Consider the following 19,463-nt stretch of genomic DNA (forward strand, 5'->3'; position numbering starts at 1 on the left):
ACTATTCCTGCTCTGGATCACGCAAGTAATACCCTACCCCGCGTCTTGTTACAATTAAAGTTGGGTGACTTGGGTTATCTTCAATTTTTTCACGTAAACGGCGTACTGTTACATCTACTGTACGTACATCTCCAAAATAATCGTAGCCCCAAACCGTTTGTAATAAATGCTCACGCGTCATAACTTGTCCTAAATGCTTCGCTAAATAATGAAGTAATTCAAATTCACGATGTGTAAGCTCAATGCTTTCTTCTCTTTTCGTTACACTGTACGCATTTGGATTAATCACAATTGGTCCAATAACCATTTCTGTATTTTCTTCTTTTTCAGCTGAGCCACCTTGTTGATGACGACGCAAGTTTGCTTTTACACGTGCTAATAATTCACGCGTACTAAATGGTTTTGTTACATAATCATCTGCTCCAAGCTCTAATCCCAATACTTTATCGATTTCAGAATCTTTTGCAGTTAGCATAATAATTGGCATTTCAGAGCTTTTTCGTATTTCACGACAAACCTCTAACCCATCTTTCCCTGGTAACATAATATCCAATAAAACCATATCTGGTTGTTCCTCATTTGCCTTTTCAATAGCTTCGTCACCATCGTGCGCCATCACAATTTCAAAGCCCTCTTTTTCTAAGTTAAATTTTAAAATATCTGCAATCGGTTTCTCATCATCAACGACTAAGATTTTCTTTCCCATCATTGTTTGTTTCCTCCTAATAAAAATATGGTCAATCATCCTCAAACATGCACAGCTATCTGTATAGCGTATAATCAAACATTCGTAGCCTTTGTTTGAGTATTTTCTCCTCTATTCTCATAGAATCACGTATGATCCACATAAAAGTGGAACACTATACAATCTACAGAAAAACCCCTAGCTTCAACTGCTAGAGGCTCCTCATTCTATTGTAAAATAACTACTCTCATTTGTAAAATTGAAGAATATAAAAAGGATATTAAGTGGGCCCACTTAATATCCTGAGAGTGGCTCGGGACGGAATCGAACCGCCGACACGAGGATTTTCAGTCCTCTGCTCTACCGACTGAGCTACCGAGCCAAAACATATATATATAAAACCACTAATGGTGGTATAAACAAAAGTGGCGGTCCCGACCGGGGTCGAACCGGCGATCTCCTGCGTGACAGGCAGGCATGTTAACCACTACACCACGGGACCACAAAACATATATAAAAGATATGACCCGTACGGGATTCGAACCCGTGTTACCGCCGTGAAAGGGCGGTGTCTTAACCACTTGACCAACGGGCCACGAAAAATAAAATGGTGAGCCATGAAGGACTCGAACCTTCGACCCTCTGATTAAAAGTCAGATGCTCTACCAACTGAGCTAATGGCTCATACTCACCAACGTCATATTTTCGTGACGACAAGAGTTATCATAACATAATAACTTTTGTTTTTGCAATACCTTTTTTATATTTTTTATACAAGATAAGAAAAAACTCATGTTTACATGAGTTTTTTCTTAAATAAACCAATTTTATATCAATTAAACACCGTATACGTTACGAACGATGTTTGTTTGATTACGATCTGGACCAACAGAGAACATAGATAATTGGATACCTGTTAATTGAGACACACGCTCTACATAATGTCTTGCATTTTCAGGAAGCTCCTCTAATGATTTTACACCAGTAATATCTTCTGTCCAACCTGGAAGCTCTTCATATACAGGCTCACATTTTGCTAAAATGTTTAAGTTTGCTGGAACTTCATCCAGAACTTCTCCATTATACTTATATGCAATACAGATTTTCACAGTTGGAATACCTGTTAATACGTCGATAGAGTTTAAAGATAAATCTGTTAAACCACTCACACGGCGTGCATGTCTTACAACAACGCTGTCAAACCAACCTACGCGACGTGGACGACCTGTTGTTGTACCATATTCACGACCAACTTCACGAATTTGATGGCCAATTTCATCATGAAGTTCAGTAGGGAATGGACCGTCACCAACACGGCTTGTATATGCTTTACATACGCCTACTACACGATTGATTTTAGAAGGACCAACTCCAGAACCGATTGTTACACCACCAGCAACTGGGTTAGAAGATGTAACGAATGGATACGTACCTTGATCAATATCAAGCATTACGCCTTGTGCACCTTCAAATAATACGCGGCGTCCTTCATCTAACGCATCATTTAATACAACAGATGTATCGCATACGTATTGCGCGATTCTTTGACCATATTCAAAGTACTCTTCAAAGATTTCATCTGCATTAAAGCCTTCTGCATCATACATTTTTTCAAATAGACGATTTTTTTCCGCTAAATTACGTTCAAGCTTTTCTTTAAATGCTTCACGATCTAAAAGATCAGCCATACGAATACCAACGCGAGCAGCTTTATCCATGTATGCTGGACCGATACCTTTTTTCGTTGTACCGATTTTGTTATCACCTTTACGCTCTTCTTCTAACTCATCTTGTTTTAAGTGATAAGGTAAAATAACGTGCGCACGGTTACTAATACGTAAATTATCAGTGCTTACACCACGATCGTGTAAGTATTTTAATTCTACAAGTAATGCTTTTGGATCTACTACCATACCGTTTCCGATAACACAAATTTTTTCTTTATAGAAAATACCAGATGGAATTAAGTGTAGTTTGTACTTAACACCGCCAAAAACAATTGTATGTCCTGCGTTGTTTCCACCTTGATATCTTGCAACTACTTCCGCATGTTCAGAAAGGAAATCAGTAATTTTACCTTTTCCTTCATCGCCCCACTGTGTTCCTACAACTACTACTGAAGACATTATTCAAGCACCTCCGCAATTTTCAAACGAACTTTTCAAACAATATAATTGTACCAAAATGAAAAGAGAAGTCAATTTAAAAACGAACATTTTTTTATCTTTTATCAATTTCGTTCGTAAGAATTCTTTATTCACACGATGAAAGCCCTATCTTTTATTCATAAAAAAAAGAAACACATCTTATTATAAGAAATGTGTTTCTTTTTTATACTTCTACTATGCAGGTGGCGCATGTCCATCGTCAAAACGTCGCTCTAAGTTTACGAATTTGTTAAATTCCTTCACGAATGCGAGCTCTACAGAACCTACCGGACCATTACGTTGCTTTGCAATGATAATCTCAATCGTGTTTTTATTTTCTGTTTCACGATCATAGTAATCTTCACGATACAAGAATGCCACAATATCGGCATCCTGCTCAATACTTCCTGATTCACGAATATCAGACATCATCGGACGTTTATCTTGACGAGATTCAACACCACGAGAGAGCTGAGATAAGGCAATAACAGGAACTTGTAGCTCACGCGCAATTCCTTTTAATGTACGGGAGATTTCAGATACTTCCTGCTGACGGTTTTCACCGGATTTGCCACTACCTTGAATAAGCTGTAGGTAATCAATTAGAATCATTCCAAGCCCTTGCTCTTGTTTTAGCCTACGACATTTCGCACGAATCTCACTAACACGAATTCCCGGCGTATCATCAATATATATTCCAGCATTCGAAAGACTTCCCATTGCCATTGTCAGCTTTGCCCAATCATCTGAAGTTAATGAACCAGTACGAAGCCTTTGTGCATCAATATTTCCTTCTGCACAAAGCATACGCATAACAAGCTGATCAGCACCCATCTCTAAACTGAAAATAGCCACATTTTCATCTGTTTTAGTCGCTACGTTTTGCGCGATATTCAGTGAAAAGGCCGTTTTTCCCACTGAAGGACGAGCTGCCACAATGATTAAATCGTTACGTTGAAATCCCGCTGTCATCTTATCTAATTCAGTAAATCCAGTTGGTATTCCTGTAACTTCACCTTTTTGATTATGCAAAAGTTCAATTTTATCATAAGCATCTACAAGAACATCCTTAATATTTTGGAATGCCTTTGCATTTGTCTGATGTGATACTTCTAATATTTTTTTCTCCGCCTCATTTAAAAGACCTTCCACATCATCTTCTCTCTCATATCCATCTGAAACAATATGAGTTGCCGTTCGAATCAAACGACGCAAAAGTGATTTTTCAGCAATAATGCGTGCATAATATTCTACGTTGGCCGCTGTCGGAACAGCCTCCGCTAATTCAGCTAAATAAGAAACACCACCAACTTCTTCTAACAACCCTTGATCGGCAAGCGCTGCTGTTGCGGTAACTAAATCAATAGGTTCTCCTTTATCAGATAGTTTAAGCATAACTTCAAAAATCTTTTGGTGTGCTGTTCGATAGAAAGATTCCGGCATTAGCAGTTCTGAAGCTGAAGTTAATGCATCTTGATCAAGAAATATCGCACCTAAAACCGCTTGCTCAGCCTCTATATTATGCGGAGGGGTACGATCAGCAAGTACGTCACTCATACGCAATCCTCCTTGCCTAACTTATTTTTATTGTTCACTAACATGAACTTTTACTGTCGCTGTTACTTGTGGATGTAATTTCACAGTTACGTTTGTATATCCTAATGCACGAATTGCATCGTCCATTTCAAACTTACGTTTATCAAGCTTAATATTATGTGCTTTTTGCATCGCATCTACAATTTGTTTACTTGTAATAGAACCAAATAAACGACCACCTTCACCAGACTTTGCTTTTAATTCTACAGTTAATTTCTCTAGAGTTTCTTTTAACTCTTTCGCATTCTCAAGTTCAGCCGCTGCATCTTTTTCTTCTTTACGTTTTTGTGCTTCTAACGTTTTCATGCTGCTATTTGTTGCTTCCGCAGCTAATCCTTGTTTTAGTAAGAAGTTATTTGCATAACCATCTGGTACGTTCTTTATTTCTCCTTTTTTCCCTTTACCTTTTACGTCTTTTAGAAAAATTACCTTCATGATTGTGTGCCTCCCTGTAAATAGTCATCAATAACAAATTGAAGTTTATCTTGAGCTTCATCTACTGTTACATTTTTCATTTGTGTAGCTGCATTCGTTAAATGTCCGCCGCCACCTAGATTTTCCATAATTAGTTGCACGTTTACTTCGCCTAAAGAACGCCCACTAATTCCAATGAAGCTTTCCCCACGTTTTGCAATGACAAAAGATGCGATTACTCCTGTCATTGTCAGCAACGTATCAGCTGATTGTGCGATTAATACTTGATCATAATATTCATCGCCGTCTACTTTCGCAATTGCAATTCCATTTTTATAAATGTAAGCATTTTGAATTGTTTTTGCAACTCGTAAATACTGCTCCATATCTTCTTTTAACAATTCTTGTACAAGTACTGTATCCGCTCCATGCGAGCGTAGATAAGAAGCTGCATCAAATGTACGGGCACCTGTCCGGAATGTAAAGCTTTTCGTATCCACTATAATCCCTGCAAGTAATGCTGTAGCTTCTAACATTGTCATTTTCAAACGTTTCGGCTGATATTCAAGAAGTTCCGTCACAAGTTCAGCTGTCGAAGACGCATATGGCTCCATGTACACAAGAAGAGGATCCTCAATAAATTCCTCACCACGGCGATGATGGTCAATCACAACTACATTTTCAATCTTATGCAAAAGCTTTTCCTCCATCACCATTGATGGTTTGTGTGTATCAACAACGACAAGCAATGAATCGTCTGTTGCAAATTCCATAGCCTGCTGTGGTGTAATAAAACGAGACCATAAATCCTCATTTTGCTTTACCTTATCCATTAAACGTTTAATACCTTTATCAGAGTCATTCTCGTCTAGTACAATGTACCCTTCACGCTCATTCAACTGTGCTACTTTTAAAATTCCAATGGCCGCCCCAATTGCATCCATATCAGGAGCTCTATGACCCATTATAATAACATTACTGCTCTCTAATACTAAATCTTTCAATGCATGAGAGATAACCCGTGCACGTACACGCGTGCGTTTTTCCACTGGATTTGTCTTGCCACCATAAAATTTCACTTTACCTGTCGCTTGTTTAATCGCAACTTGATCTCCACCTCGCCCTAAAGCAAGATCTAAACCCGATTGTGCCATCGCACCAAGCTCTGATAAAGATAAGTCGCCTGATCCTACACCAATACTTAATGTAAGTGGAATATTTCGTTTTGATGTTTCTTCACGCACTTGATCTAAAATATCAAACTTTCCTTTCTCCATTTGTGCCAGAATACTTTCATTTAACACAACAAAGAATCTCTCTGAAGAAGCTCGTTTTAAATATGCACCGTATTTGATAGCCCACTCATTTAGACGTGATGTCACAAGACTCGTGATGTTCGTACGCAATTGGTCATCCAAACCTTGTGTAACTTCATCATAGTTGTCCAAATAAATAATCGCGAGAACTGTACGCTGATCCTCATACATTTTTTCAATTTCTGTTTGCTCTGTTACATCGAAGAAATAAATTAACTTTTCTTCTTTCCTTACAAACACACGAAACTTACGATTATTTAAAGATACAATATCATCCGCAGTTTCTCCTTTAATAAAGAGGAGTAATGTTTCTGATACATCATACAAATGCCATCCTGCTAAAGAGTGTTGCCCCAAACAAGAGGACAAATAAGGATTTGCCCAATCAATTCCATAATCCTTATTGTATAACAAAATACCAATTGGCATTTGATTAAACGCTTCATTACTTACTTTCTTTACTCTTGTAATCATATCCGTTGTATACTTTTCAAAATTCCTCTGAAAGGCTAGCTCAAATCGAATTACAAAAAAGAGAACAATACAAAAAATAAAAAAAGCGGCCATTCCCATTATCCAGTGCAAATAACCGAGAATGGTAATAAGCACAAGCATAAAAAAAGCTAATACATAAACAGGATATAAAAACCGCTGTCTCTTATAAAATTCAGGCATGTACCCAACTCCTATAAAGTAAAACTAACACAAATAGGAAATCATTCAATTTCCATCAATGGTCAGTTGAACAGATTAAACGCCCCAAAGTTAAACTTCCATTAAAAGCTTACGTCATATAATAAGCTCATATACCCTTCTCTCGTCTTTGCTTATTTTGGTTGTATTTTAGAACGTAACGAAAAGCCTAAATCAATTATACCTAAGATTGTTACTAGTGGAAACAACATTGGAATAATCATACATACGATAAAACTGAGAATAGGGATCGCTTTTGCATAACCTTTTACATGCGCAAAGAAGGCTATAAATGAAAAACCTTGGAATAGGAGCAACAATGAAAAGATGGCATATAGATTAGAAAATGCCATATACACATATGAATCTGATTCCACCTTCATAAATGTTGAAAGTAAAATAAATACTACATAATACCAGACAATGCTTTTTGGCAATCGCATATCCCTAAACTTAGGCCATGGCTCTATCGCATACTTTAATCTCTTTAAAACATTCCCTGCTATTAATACTGTAATCCAAGAATATATTAAAGAAACCATTACAAGCAAACTTGGCAGAAGAATTCGAAGCATATCACTAAATTGCCCTAATAAATCTTTTTGCTCTTGGTTAATTGGCGCACCTGCTGCCTTCATTATTTTCTCACTTTGTTCCATTCCTTGTTTGAACATATCTTGCATTTCCTTAAGAAAATCTATGTTAAAAAATTGTATACTCGCCACATAAACTAGTACAAAATTAAGCAAATATACAAGCGTTCCTACCAATAATATTTCTGCTGGTCCTTTTTTCTTCTTATACATATATCCTAAAGAGATGCCTATTATGCCTGACATGAATGTATTCACAAGACTAAGTGGCGAACTAATAATGATAGTAACAAGAATCGATGCTCCAAACAGCATACATGTACTAGAAAACGGATACCTTACCATAAACAATAGAAAAGGCAATGGAAGTGCAAATATTGCAACCATACTTATAACAGGTACATACAAGAACGTTAAAAGTAAAACTGCATATACAGCTAACAAAACTGCCCCTTCTGTAATAAGCCTTGTACGTTTCATCTTTTACCTCCTATTTCTAAAAAGAAAAGCATAGCAAAATGCACAGTAGAGTCCGACTCTACTGTGCATTTCATACGCTATTATTCACCAACATATGGTAAAAGTGCCATTTGACGAGCACGTTTAATTGCAACTGTAAGTTTGCGTTGGTATTTTGCGCTTGTTCCAGTTACACGACGAGGTAAAATTTTACCACGCTCAGAAACGAAACGTTTTAATAAATCAACATCTTTATAGTCAATGCGAGTGATGCCGTTAGATGTGAAGAAACACACCTTACGACGTTTCGCACGTCCACCTTTGCGTCCTGCCATGTCTATTTCCCTCCATTCTTTGTTAAAAATAACCGATCTATACCATTAGAATGGTAAATCGTCGTCCGAAATATCAATCGGTTGACCTACATTTGAAAATGGATCGTCATTCTTCGTAAATCCAGAGTTACCTGAGTTACCTGAATTACCAGATTGACCAAATGGGTTAGAGCCTTGGTTACCGTAACCAGCTCCTGATGGTTGCTGATTGAATGAACCACGTTGCTCCCCACCGCCATTACGCGGCTCTAAAAATTGTACGCTCTCCGCAAGAACCTCTGTTACATATACACGTTTACCATCTTGCCCCTCATAATTACGAGTTTGAAGACGTCCATCTACGCCTGCTAAGCTACCTTTTTTCAAATAATTCGCCACGTTTTCTGCTTGTTTACGCCATATTACACAATTAATAAAGTCAGCTTCACGCTCACCTTGTTGATTTGCAAATGCGCGATTTACAGCTAACGTGAAAGTAGCTACCGCAACACCATTGGGCGTGTAACGTAAGTCAGGGTCCTTAGTTAAACGACCAACGAGGATAACACGATTCATCAATCGAACCACTCTCCCTATATATCTTAATTATTTTTCTTCTTCTTTAACAACGATGTGACGAAGGATATCTTCGTTGATCTTAGCTAAACGATCGAATTCTTTAACAGCTTCTGCATCAGAATTTACGTTTAAGATCATGTAGAAACCGTCACGTAAGTCGTTGATTTCGTAAGCTAAACGACGCTTACCCCACTCTTTTGTGTTAATGATTTCTGCACCATTGTTAGTTAAAACGCCTGCGAAGCGCTCAACTAAAGCTTTTTGAGCTTCTTCCTCCATGTTTGGACGGATGATGTACATGATTTCGTACTTTTTCATTACACTTTCACCTCCTTTTGGTCTAAACGGCCCATAATGGGCAAGGAGCAATTAATTATATAGTAATTACTCACGAGTTTAGATTATATCATAGTAAGTTAGATGAATCAACTAACCAATAAATAAAAAACTTGGCAAACATATGATATATTTGCCAAGTTTATATCCCTATTTTTCCTAGGAAATATAAAATTACACGTTAAAGCGGAAGTGCATAACATCTCCATCTTTTACGATATACTCTTTTCCTTCTAAACGTACTTTTCCAGCTTCTTTAGCTGCTGTCATAGAACCGTTCTCCATTAAATCATCATATGAAACTGTTTCAGCACGAATAAATCCACGTTCAAAGTCTGTATGAATAACACCAGCACATTGTGGTGCCTTCATACCTTTCTTAAACGTCCATGCACGTACTTCTTGTACACCAGCTGTGAAATAAGTAGCTAAGCCTAATAAGTCGTATGCAGCACGAATCAGCTGATCTAAACCTGATTCTTCAATGCCCAACTCTTCAAGGAATACTTTTTTCTCTTCCTCATCTAACTCAGCAATTTCTGATTCAATTTTTGCACAAACAACAATTACTTGTGAATTTTCATTTGCCGCAAATTCTTTTACCATCTGCACATATTCATTTTCAGATGGATCCATGATATCATCTTCACTTACGTTTGCTACATAAAGCATCTCTTTCGTCGTAAGCAAATGAAGACCTTTAACAATTTTCATTTGTTCTTCTGTAAACTCAACAGTACGAGCTGGTTTTCCCGCTTCAAATGCTTCTTTTAAGCGAACTAAAATTTCGTGCTCATATACTGCTTCTTTATCCTTTTGTCTTGCTAATTTCGCTACACGTTCAATACGTTTATCAACAGATTCTAAATCTGCTAAAATTAGCTCTAAATTGATTGTTTCAATATCATCAATTGGATCTACTTTTCCTGAAACGTGTGTAATATTTTCATCCTCAAAACAACGAACAACTTGGCAAATTGCGTCTACTTGGCGAATATGAGATAAGAATTTGTTTCCTAATCCTTCACCTTTACTTGCACCTTTTACGATACCCGCGATATCAGTAAATTCAAATACAGTTGGAACAGTTTTTTTCGGTTCTACTAGTTCCGTTAATTTATTTAAGCGTTCATCTGGTACTTCTACAATCCCTACGTTCGGATCAATTGTACAGAATGGATAGTTTGCAGATTCTGCTCCCGCTTGTGTAATTGCATTAAATAATGTTGATTTCCCTACGTTAGGTAAACCAACAATCCCAGCCGTTAATCCCATATTTTTCACTCCTATGTCTCAATCTTCCATCATTATAGATAGTAACGAATAAAATGACAAGTTCCCTAAAAGTTCAAAAAAGTAACAGCTGCCTGGAGCAGCTGTTACTTCTTCTCTATTCTTCATGCTTTACAAGAATTTTTTTCACCTTGCGATCAAACTCTCTTCGAGGAATCATTACCGAATGGCCACATCCCTCGCACTTAACGCGGATATCCATTCCCATACGAATAATTTTCCAACGATTTACACCACATGGATGGGCCTTCTTCATTTCCACAACATCGTACAAGTTATATTGCTTTTGCTCCACTCTCTAAACCCCTCTCACAACTAATTTGCTTTCTCACTAACCATTTCTTCCCGATTATATAAGACCATACGTGGATATGGAATTTCAATACCATGTAAATCAAGACGATTTTTAATCTCTTTACGAAGGGCTCTAGCAATAGCCATATGTTTCATTGGTTCTACTTCAGAGACAACACGTAGTACAACTTCAGATGCAGCAAGTGTTTGAATTCCTAATAATTCTGGTTTTGCTACCATTTCTTCATATCTTTCAGGTAATTCCTCTAATAAATCTTCAATTACCTGTTCTGCTCGTGCTATATCACCTTCATAGGAAATTGATATATCAACAAAAGCTACACTATTACTAATGGAAAAGTTCGTTACTTGCGTAATACCACCATTTGGCAAAATATGGATTTCCCCTGTCCAGCTTTTTATCTTTGTTGTACGTAATCCAATTTCTAAAACTACACCTTCAAATTGACCGATACGAACATGGTCACCTACCGAAAACTGATCTTCTAATAAAATAAACAATCCTGTAATAACATCTTTTACTAAGCTTTGAGCACCAAAACCGACTGCTAAACCGATTACCCCAGCCCCAGCTAGTAAACCTGATGCATTAATGTTAAATACGCCTAAAATCGCTATTAACATTATGAACATAACAACGTATGCCACAATGTTTTCAAGCAATTTCGCTACTGTAACTGTACGACGCTCTGAGATTTGAATTGGTGAACGACTTCCCATACGGAATGCATTTCTTACAATTGCTCTAGCAATACGTACTACTACTGCACCAAGTACTAAAATTATCAATATTTTTAATGTTGCCATTCCGACATAAGCCCAACGATCTGAATCTAATAAATATCTCTTGGTAGCTTCGAATCCTTGTGTTAATACATCCATATACTTCTACCTCTCCGATAAAAATTTCTTTTTCATTCATTCTTTATTGTATCAGAAGTTTTCTCCATTTCTGAAAAAAAATTTATTGCTGTATTTGCATTTGTTCACTTTGATTCAGGTATAAAATGTAATGAATATATATATACTAGTACTATTATTTCCTGTTTTATAAACGGCTTGCAAAAATAAAGAACTTATAATTTTCCATATTACATTTTTTTCAATAAAACTTTACAGTGAATCATAAAATTTATCAGAAGGATGGATGATTCATGAATATAGGGAATTTCCGCTTACCTTTTTTTGAAAAAGAATCACAAAATATTATGCATCACGATTTAGAGGCTTGTACAACAATTAGTGATTTTCTTCTCTCACATATACCTATTAGTCAAAATACCCCCCTCAGCCTAATTTGCATAGGAACAGATCGTTCAACCGGTGACGCCCTTGGCCCACTAGTCGGATCTAAACTAGAACAAATGAACATTCAAAATTTCCACGTATTCGGCACACTTGATGAACCAATCCATGCGTTAAATCTCGAAGATAAAATTCAGAATATACAAACTTTAATTCCTGATTCTTTTATTATTGCCATTGATGCTTGTCTTGGAAAATCACAAAGTATCGGTTCCATAACTGTTGGTGAAGGACCTAGTAAACCTGGTGCAGCAATGAACAAAAAGTTACCTGCAATTGGCGAGCTACACATACATGGTATCGTAAATTTAAATGGTTTCATGGAATTTTTTGTCTTGCAAAATACAAGATTAAGCCTCGTTATGAAAATGGCGGACGTTATTGCCCAAAGTATAACGGAAACAGATCAGAAATTATCTGTATTAAAAAAGGCAAACCATCTATAAATAAAAAGATGGTTTGCTTTTCAGTTTTCCCCAGATAATAATTCTAAAATGCGATTTAAATCTTCCTTATCGAAAAATTCTATTTCAATTTTCCCTTTTTCTTTCTTTGTTTCTTTAATTTTTACACCTGTTCCAAACTTTTCTCTTAACAATGTTTCGCGCTCTTCGAAAAATATATTCCGCTCTCGCTTCACTGTCTTTGTTTCACGTGAAACGCGTTGATGAATCTGTTGAACAATTTGCTCTAGCTGTCTAACATTCAATCCTTCTTTTTCAATACGCTTTAATAAAGACTTTAGCTGTTCTTCATCTTTTATTGTAAGTAATGTCCGTCCATGTGCCATGGATAGACTTCCATTCGCAATCATTTCTTGAACAAATAAAGGAAGTGTAAGCAACCGAACATAATTAGCAATATATGGCCTACTTTTTCCAAGGCGCTTTGCTAATTGCTCTTGAGTTACATTCAACTCATCCATTAGCATTTGATATGCCAAAGCTTCTTCCATTGGATTTAAATCTTCACGTTGTAGATTTTCTAACAAAGCAAACTCCATCATTTGCTGTTCATTTAATTCTCGAACGACAGCTGGCACCTTTTCAAGGCATGCTTCTTTTGCAGCACGGTATCTACGTTCACCAGCAACGATTTCATATCCTTTAATACTTTTCCTTACGATTAAAGGCTGTAAAATACCATGTTCTTTAATAGATGCTGCCAGTTCTTGAATAGCTTCTTTTTGAAAGTTTTTACGCGGTTGGTAGGGGTTTGGCCTTAATTCAGTTAGTGCAATTTCCTGAATTTTTTCTTCCTCTCTCACATCTAAATCTGGAAAAAAAGCATTAATCCCTCTTCCTAATCCTTTAGCCACCAGCAATCACTTCCTCTGCTAAATCTATATACACTTCTGCACCTCTTGATTTAGCATCATACTGCATAATTGGTTTTCCATGACTTGGTGCTTCACTCAAACGAACATTGCGCGGAATAATAGAACGATATACTTTATCTCGAAAATATTTCTTCACTTCATCTATAACTTGAATCCCTAAATTTGTACGTGCATCTAGCATGGTTAATAGTACACCTTGAATTGCTAAATTTTTATTTAAATGCTTTTGTACAAGTCGAACTGTATTCAGTAATTGACTCAATCCTTCCAATGCGTAGTATTCACACTGAACTGGAATAATAACAGAATCTGCTGCCGTTAGTGCATTAATTGTTAATAAGCCTAAAGATGGGGGACAATCAATAATAATATAATCATATTCATTACGGATTGGCTGCAAAGCCCTTTGTAAACGAACTTCCCGGGAAATGGTCGGTACCAGTTCAATTTCAGCACCTGCCAATTGAATTGTAGCAGGTAGAACATCTAAATTTTCAGTTGCGGTTTTTTGTATAACCCCTTGAACATCAGCATCTTCCACAAGAACATTATAAATACATTGATCTAATTCCGACTTTTCAATTCCTACACCTGTCGTTGCGTTCCCCTGAGCATCAATATCAATAAGCAATACTTTTTTTCCTACCTGTGCCAATCCAGCTCCTAGGTTAACAGACGTTGTTGTTTTCCCTACACCGCCTTTTTGATTAGCAATAGCAATGATTTTTCCCATGATGTCACCTACTTTCAACCTTTCTGTCTTATTCTGAAAATAATTATGTTTATTGTAACATGAAATGAAAATTTTTCTTTTGCATCCTTATTAAACTTCAAAATTTATTCCAAAACTCCTTCTTCATTTAAGAAGAAAAATATAGGAAAAGAGATCTCTCCAAAGGATGAGATCTCTTTCAAATATGAATTATTTTTTTTTAGGAATCTTAATTGTGATCTGATAGTACTCATCAAATTCTTCTTCTTCAGAGTTTACTTTCAGTCCACTATTTGTAACCATTTGTAGCGATTGTCTAATTGTATTCATTGCAATTCGCATATCACGACTTACTGCTTTCTGTTTTGCCTTACGCTTTGGTTTTACTTCTTCCAATAGCTTAGCAATGCGTTCCTCAGTCTGTTTTACATTCAATTGCTTTTCTACAATTTCTTGTAAAACTTTCAACTGTAATTCTTCATTTTTTAAAGGAATAAGGGCACGGGCATGACGTTCTGTAATACTCTTTTCTAGCAATGCTCGTTTAATTTCTTCAGGCAACTTTAATAATCGCAACTTATTTGCGATTGTTGATTGTCCTTTTCCGAGCCTCTGCGCTAATGCCTCTTGTGTTAAATTATGTAACTCAATTAGCTTTTGATAAGCAACAGCCTCTTCAATTGCTGTTAATTCCTCACGTTGCAAGTTCTCAATGAGAGCAACAGAAGCTGTTTCCGTATCATTTAAGTTTTTAATAATCGCTGGAACTTTTTCCCACCCTAATTTCGTTGCAGCACGAAAACGTCTTTCCCCGGCAATAATTTCATACTTATCTTCTTCATATTTCCTGATAACAATTGGTTGAATGAGTCCATGTGTACGAATGGTCAACGCAAGTTCATCAATACGCGCGGCATCAAAAACTGTACGTGGTTGATAGCGATTGGGAATGATATTTGCTATCGGAATTTCTTGTATTTCTTCATGTATCTTTTTATCTATTTCTTCATGGCTTTCGTTTTGTAATTCGAATTCGCTCTCTTTATCTCCAAAGCCAAATAAACGAGAAAACGTATTTTTCATACATATTCCACCACCTTTGGGCCTATTGAATGTCCTACACAGAAATGTTTCCTATGAAACATTTACGTTTTCATTTATATAATTTAATCTTACGTCTAATAAGATTTATTTTTCAATAGGTAATTTATTGGGTGTCCCTGGCTTACGCGGATATTTCTTTGGTGTTTTGCGCTTTTTCACGATTGCTAAAATATTACGTTCACTTTCTTCAAATGGTAATTGGAAAGTAGAAATCTCTTTTAGTTCACCGCCAAGTATTTCTAAAGCATACTTACCATTTTCAATCTCTTCGTTGGCAGCTGCACCTTTCATAGCGATAAATGTCCCACCTACTTTTACAAGAGGTAAACATAACTCACTCAATACAGAAAGACGTGCTACCGCACGCGCCATCACGATATCAAATGATTCACGTACACCTTCTTTTTTCCCAAATGTTTCAGCACGATCATGACAAAACGCAACATCACTTAGCTCTAATTTTTGGGCTAAATGATTTAAAAAATTGATACGTTTTTGCAATGAATCTACAATCGTTACTTTTAAATGCGGGAAACAAATTTTCAATGGAATACTTGGAAATCCTGCTCCTGCACCGACATCACAAATAGAAAATGGCTTTGAAAAATCATTATAAAAAGCAGCTGTAATCGAGTCAAAAAAGTGTTTTAAATACACTTCTTCTTTCTCTGTAATAGCTGTTAAATTCATTTTCTCATTCCATTCTACTAATGTTTCAAAGTAGATTTTAAATTGCTCTAATTGCCTAGGAGAAAGGTTAATTCCTCTTTCTCCTAGCATAGATTGAAATTGTTCTATGTTCATCTTGCCATATCTCCTTATTATTTATTGGTTCGATACTCGCGCAATTTTTCCTTGTTCAATATACACAAGTAAAATGGAAATATCAGCTGGATTTACTCCGGAAATACGGGATGCTTGCCCCATAGAAAGAGGACGAACATCTTTTAATTTTTGTCTTGCTTCAGAAGCGATTCCAGAAATCGCATCATAATCAATATCAACAGGAATCTTTTTGCTTTCCATTTTCTTCATACGTTCTACTTGTTGTAAGGATTTTTCAATATATCCTTCATACTTAATTTGAATTTCTACCTGCTCTGCAATTTCATCGTGTATTTCCACTTCACTTGGCACAAGAATACGAATATGTTCATACGTCATTTCCGGACGACGTAGTAAGTCACTTGCACGTATTCCATCCTTTAATTCACTCCCACCAACACTGCGAATTAATTCTTGCACTTCAGGACGTGGTTTAATAATAATGCTTTCTAAACGTAATTTTTCTTGTTCAATCTGTTCCTTTTTCACAGTAAAACGCCCGTAACGCTCTTCTGGAATTAAGCCAATTTCGTGGCCAATTTCTGTTAAACGAAGATCGGCATTATCATGACGCAATAATAGACGGTATTCAGCACGGGATGTTAAAAGACGATATGGTTCGTTTGTCCCTTTTGTCACAAGATCATCAATTAAAACACCAATATAAGCATCTGAACGACCTAAAATAACCTCTTTCTTCCCTAGAGAGCGGCATGCTGCGTTAATCCCGGCCATAATTCCTTGTCCTGCTGCTTCTTCGTAACCAGACGTACCGTTAATTTGACCTGCTGTATATAAATTTTTAATTTTTTTCGTCTCCAGTGTCGGCCACAACTGAGTTGGTACAATTGCATCATATTCGATCGCATAACCTGTACGCATCATCTCAACATTCTCTAAACCAGGAATCGTTTTAAGCATTTCACGCTGGACATCTTCCGGTAAACTTGTTGACAAACCTTGTACATATACTTCCTGTGTATTACGACCTTCCGGCTCTAAGAAAATTTGATGACGCGGTTTATCGTTAAATCGCACCACTTTATCTTCAATTGAAGGACAGTAACGTGGACCTGTTCCTTTAATCATACCAGAATACATAGCTGAACGATGCAAGTTTCGATCAATTAAACGATGTGTCTCTTCACTTGTATATGTTAACCAACATGGAATTTGATCCATAATAAATTTTGTAGTTTCAAAAGAAAATGCACGTGGTTTTTCATCACCCGGTTGAATTTCCGTTTTACTATAATCAATTGTATTGCTATTCACACGAGGAGGCGTACCTGTTTTAAATCTGACAAGATCAAAGCCAAGTTCCTCTAGATGCTCAGATAATGTGATAGATGGTTGCTGATTATTCGGACCACTTGAGTATTTTAAATCGCCCATGATAATCTCACCACGTAGGAATGTACCCGTTGTAATCACAACTGTTTTCGCTGTATATTCAGCACCTGATTGTGTAATTACACCTTTACATACATCATCCTCAACAATTAGACGCTCTACCATTCCTTGACGTAATGTTAAATTTGGCGTTTCTTCAATTGTTTTCTTTAATTCGTGTTGATATGAAAATTTATCCGCTTGTGCACGAAGAGCGCGTACAGCTGGACCTTTTCCCGTGTTTAACATACGCATTTGGATGTGAGTTTTATCAATGTTTCGTCCCATCTCACCGCCTAATGCATCAATCTCACGTACAACAATCCCTTTCGCTGGTCCACCAACAGAAGGGTTACATGGCATAAAAGCAACCATATCTAAATTAATTGTTAACATTAATGTTTTTGAGCCCATTCGTGCTGCTGCAAGCCCAGCTTCACATCCTGCATGACCTGCACCGATTACTATGACATCGTAAGAACCGGCATTGTATCCCATTATTATTCCTCCTAAAATTATCTATCCTTCTAAAACAACTATATGTTATTTTCCTAAACAAAATTGAGAAAATAATTGGTCGATTAAGCTTTCATGAACAGTATCACCAGTAATTTCACCAAGGATTTCCCACGTTCTTGTTAGATCGATTTGAACCATATCAATTGGCACACCGTTCTCTATTGCCTCAATAGCATCTCCAATTGTCTTTTCCGCTTGTGTTAATAAACCGATATGTCTCGCATTAGAAACATACGTCATATCTGCTGACTCAATTGTTCCTTCAAAGAATAGATCTGCTATCGCTTTTTCTAGCTCATCCACACCTTTTTCTTCAATTAGTGACGTTGTGATCATACGATTTTTACCTGCTAATTCTGTAACACGTTTCATATCAATTTGCTTTGGTAAATCCGTTTTATTTACAATGACAATAAAGTCTTTTCCTCGCACTGCACGGAATAAGTCTTCATCTTCATTTGTTAATGCTTCACTATAGTTTACTACAATTAGAACTAAATCAGCCTGTCCCATCATTTCTTTTGATCGTTCTACACCGATTCGTTCAACAATATCTTCAGTTTCACGGATTCCCGCCGTATCAATAAGTTTAAGTGGCACACCACGCACATTGACATACTCTTCAATTACATCGCGCGTTGTTCCTGCTATATCTGTCACAATCGCCTTTTTCTCTTGCACGAGACTATTTAATAACGAGGATTTCCCAACGTTCGGTCTTCCGATAATTGCTGTTGCAATTCCTTCTCGTAAAATTTTCCCTTGCTTAGATGTCTCCAATATTTTTTTAATTTCACCGCGAACATGTGTGGCTTTTTCAATTAAAATATTGTGCGTCATTTCTTCGACATCATCGTATTCTGGATAATCTATATTTACTTCTACATGAGCTAATGTTTCTAAAATTTCCTGACGAAGGCGACCGATTAATTTAGATAATCGCCCTTCCATTTGATTCATTGCTACGTTCATCGCTCGATCTGTTTTCGCACGAATCAAATCCATTACAGCTTCTGCTTGCGATAAGTCAATACGCCCATTTAAAAATGCACGCTTTGTAAATTCACCCGGTTCTGCCAAACGCACTCCTTGAGCCAAAATAAGTTGTAATACTTTATTTACAGAAACAAGACCACCGTGACAATTGATCTCTACAATATTTTCACGCGTAAATGTCCTTGGCGCTCGCATAATCGATACCATTACCTCTTCGATAACTTGATCTGTATCTAAATCAACAATATGACCGTAGTGAATCGTATGAGAAGAAACTGCCGTTAAATCTTTCCCTTTAAAAATGCGATTGACCTTTTCAATCGCATCCTCTCCACTTACTCGAACAATGGCAATTGCCCCTTCTCCAAGTGCCGTGGAAATTGCAGCAATTGTATCAAAATCCATGTCCTTTCACCTCACTTGCTTATTTCTCTCTATTTCAACATGATTTTTTCTTTCACTAAACTATTAGGATACCATAACGAACCTATCTACAAAAGAATAATAACTCATTTTATTATGTCCTCATGT

The 19,463-nt window shown here is 36.7% G+C and carries 19 protein-coding genes and 4 tRNA genes; 1 reads left to right on the plus strand and 22 read right to left on the minus strand.

The window, feature by feature from the left end; translation table 11 throughout:
* Window position 1: 1 nt before the first annotated feature.
* The 16 genes from walR to C568_RS0119030 all read right to left on the minus strand — a co-directional run bounded on the left by walR (window position 2) and on the right by C568_RS0119030 (window position 11,622).
* A complete protein-coding gene (gene walR, locus C568_RS0118955; RefSeq protein ID WP_000971870.1) occupies window positions 2-709 on the minus strand; it encodes a cell wall metabolism DNA-binding response regulator WalR in 708 nt (235 codons plus the stop codon).
* Window positions 710-994: 285 nt separating this feature from the next.
* Window positions 995-1,067: transfer RNA gene (locus C568_RS0118960), tRNA-Phe, on the minus strand.
* Between the two features lie 44 nt (window positions 1,068-1,111).
* Window positions 1,112-1,187, minus strand: a tRNA-Asp gene (locus C568_RS0118965).
* Window positions 1,188-1,208: 21 nt separating this feature from the next.
* Window positions 1,209-1,280, minus strand: a tRNA-Glu gene (locus C568_RS0118970).
* A gap of 13 nt (window positions 1,281-1,293) precedes the next feature.
* Window positions 1,294-1,369: transfer RNA gene (locus tag C568_RS0118975), tRNA-Lys, on the minus strand.
* 152 nt (window positions 1,370-1,521) lie between these two features.
* Window positions 1,522-2,811, minus strand: coding sequence for an adenylosuccinate synthase (locus tag C568_RS0118980; protein WP_003202567.1), 1,290 nt, complete (start codon window positions 2,809-2,811; stop codon window positions 1,522-1,524).
* A gap of 216 nt (window positions 2,812-3,027) precedes the next feature.
* Window positions 3,028-4,389 (minus strand): replicative DNA helicase, encoded by a 1,362-nt coding sequence (dnaB, locus tag C568_RS0118985; RefSeq protein ID WP_006096771.1) that lies wholly within the window; start codon window positions 4,387-4,389, stop codon window positions 3,028-3,030.
* A gap of 27 nt (window positions 4,390-4,416) precedes the next feature.
* Window positions 4,417-4,863 carry a 50S ribosomal protein L9 gene (rplI, locus tag C568_RS0118990; RefSeq protein ID WP_018764827.1) on the minus strand — a complete coding sequence of 149 codons (447 nt, stop codon included), beginning with the start codon at window positions 4,861-4,863 and terminating at the stop codon, window positions 4,417-4,419.
* Window positions 4,860-6,833 carry a DHH family phosphoesterase gene (locus C568_RS0118995; RefSeq protein WP_018764826.1) on the minus strand — a complete coding sequence of 658 codons (1,974 nt, stop codon included), beginning with the start codon at window positions 6,831-6,833 and terminating at the stop codon, window positions 4,860-4,862. The genes rplI and C568_RS0118995 overlap by 4 nt, the downstream gene beginning before the upstream one ends.
* A gap of 152 nt (window positions 6,834-6,985) precedes the next feature.
* Window positions 6,986-7,924, minus strand: a complete 939-nt coding sequence (locus tag C568_RS0119000; RefSeq protein ID WP_003202592.1) for a YybS family protein — start codon at window positions 7,922-7,924, stop codon at window positions 6,986-6,988.
* Between the two features lie 80 nt (window positions 7,925-8,004).
* Entirely contained in the window at window positions 8,005-8,238 is a 234-nt protein-coding gene (gene rpsR / locus C568_RS0119005) for a 30S ribosomal protein S18 (protein ID WP_000918874.1), read from the minus strand.
* Window positions 8,239-8,283: 45 nt separating this feature from the next.
* Window positions 8,284-8,796 (minus strand): single-stranded DNA-binding protein, encoded by a 513-nt coding sequence (gene ssb / locus C568_RS0119010; RefSeq protein WP_016112819.1) that lies wholly within the window; start codon window positions 8,794-8,796, stop codon window positions 8,284-8,286.
* Window positions 8,797-8,823: 27 nt separating this feature from the next.
* A complete protein-coding gene (gene rpsF / locus C568_RS0119015; protein ID WP_003209337.1) occupies window positions 8,824-9,114 on the minus strand; it encodes a 30S ribosomal protein S6 in 291 nt (96 codons plus the stop codon).
* 192 nt (window positions 9,115-9,306) lie between these two features.
* A complete protein-coding gene (gene ychF, locus C568_RS0119020) occupies window positions 9,307-10,407 on the minus strand; it encodes a redox-regulated ATPase YchF (protein WP_006096782.1) in 1,101 nt (366 codons plus the stop codon).
* 115 nt (window positions 10,408-10,522) lie between these two features.
* Window positions 10,523-10,720: a DUF951 domain-containing protein gene (locus C568_RS0119025; protein WP_018782453.1), complete on the minus strand. Its 198-nt coding sequence runs from the start codon at window positions 10,718-10,720 to the stop codon at window positions 10,523-10,525.
* 20 nt (window positions 10,721-10,740) lie between these two features.
* Window positions 10,741-11,622: a mechanosensitive ion channel family protein gene (locus tag C568_RS0119030; RefSeq protein WP_003202583.1), complete on the minus strand. Its 882-nt coding sequence runs from the start codon at window positions 11,620-11,622 to the stop codon at window positions 10,741-10,743.
* Between the two features lie 272 nt (window positions 11,623-11,894).
* Between C568_RS0119030 and yyaC the strand changes: the two genes are divergently transcribed.
* Complete coding sequence (gene yyaC / locus C568_RS0119035) at window positions 11,895-12,491, plus strand: spore protease YyaC (protein WP_018782454.1); 597 nt, start codon at window positions 11,895-11,897, stop codon at window positions 12,489-12,491.
* A 20-nt stretch (window positions 12,492-12,511) separates the two neighbouring features.
* Here the strand turns inward: yyaC and C568_RS0119040 are convergent, their stop codons facing one another.
* From C568_RS0119040 to mnmE, 6 genes are all read right to left on the minus strand, one after another.
* Window positions 12,512-13,363, minus strand: coding sequence for a ParB/RepB/Spo0J family partition protein (locus C568_RS0119040; RefSeq protein WP_018782455.1), 852 nt, complete (start codon window positions 13,361-13,363; stop codon window positions 12,512-12,514).
* The gene (soj, locus tag C568_RS0119045; protein WP_003202576.1) at window positions 13,356-14,117 is read right to left on the minus strand and encodes a sporulation initiation inhibitor protein Soj; all 762 of its coding nucleotides are present in this window, start codon (window positions 14,115-14,117) and stop codon (window positions 13,356-13,358) included. The genes C568_RS0119040 and soj overlap by 8 nt, the downstream gene beginning before the upstream one ends.
* A 189-nt stretch (window positions 14,118-14,306) precedes the next feature.
* Complete coding sequence (noc, locus tag C568_RS0119050; protein ID WP_003209340.1) at window positions 14,307-15,179, minus strand: nucleoid occlusion protein; 873 nt, start codon at window positions 15,177-15,179, stop codon at window positions 14,307-14,309.
* A 105-nt stretch (window positions 15,180-15,284) separates the two neighbouring features.
* Window positions 15,285-16,004: a 16S rRNA (guanine(527)-N(7))-methyltransferase RsmG gene (gene rsmG, locus C568_RS0119055; protein WP_006096787.1), complete on the minus strand. Its 720-nt coding sequence runs from the start codon at window positions 16,002-16,004 to the stop codon at window positions 15,285-15,287.
* Window positions 16,005-16,025: 21 nt separating this feature from the next.
* Window positions 16,026-17,915 (minus strand): tRNA uridine-5-carboxymethylaminomethyl(34) synthesis enzyme MnmG, encoded by a 1,890-nt coding sequence (gene mnmG, locus C568_RS0119060; RefSeq protein WP_018782456.1) that lies wholly within the window; start codon window positions 17,913-17,915, stop codon window positions 16,026-16,028.
* Between the two features lie 45 nt (window positions 17,916-17,960).
* On the minus strand, window positions 17,961-19,337 hold the full coding sequence (mnmE, locus tag C568_RS0119065) for a tRNA uridine-5-carboxymethylaminomethyl(34) synthesis GTPase MnmE (RefSeq protein WP_003202594.1): 1,377 nt from the start codon (window positions 19,335-19,337) through the stop codon (window positions 17,961-17,963).
* Window positions 19,338-19,463 lie beyond the last annotated feature (126 nt).

Source organism: Bacillus sp. 95MFCvi2.1, assembly GCF_000374965.1.
Classification (GTDB): domain Bacteria; phylum Bacillota; class Bacilli; order Bacillales; family Bacillaceae_G; genus Bacillus_A; species Bacillus_A pseudomycoides.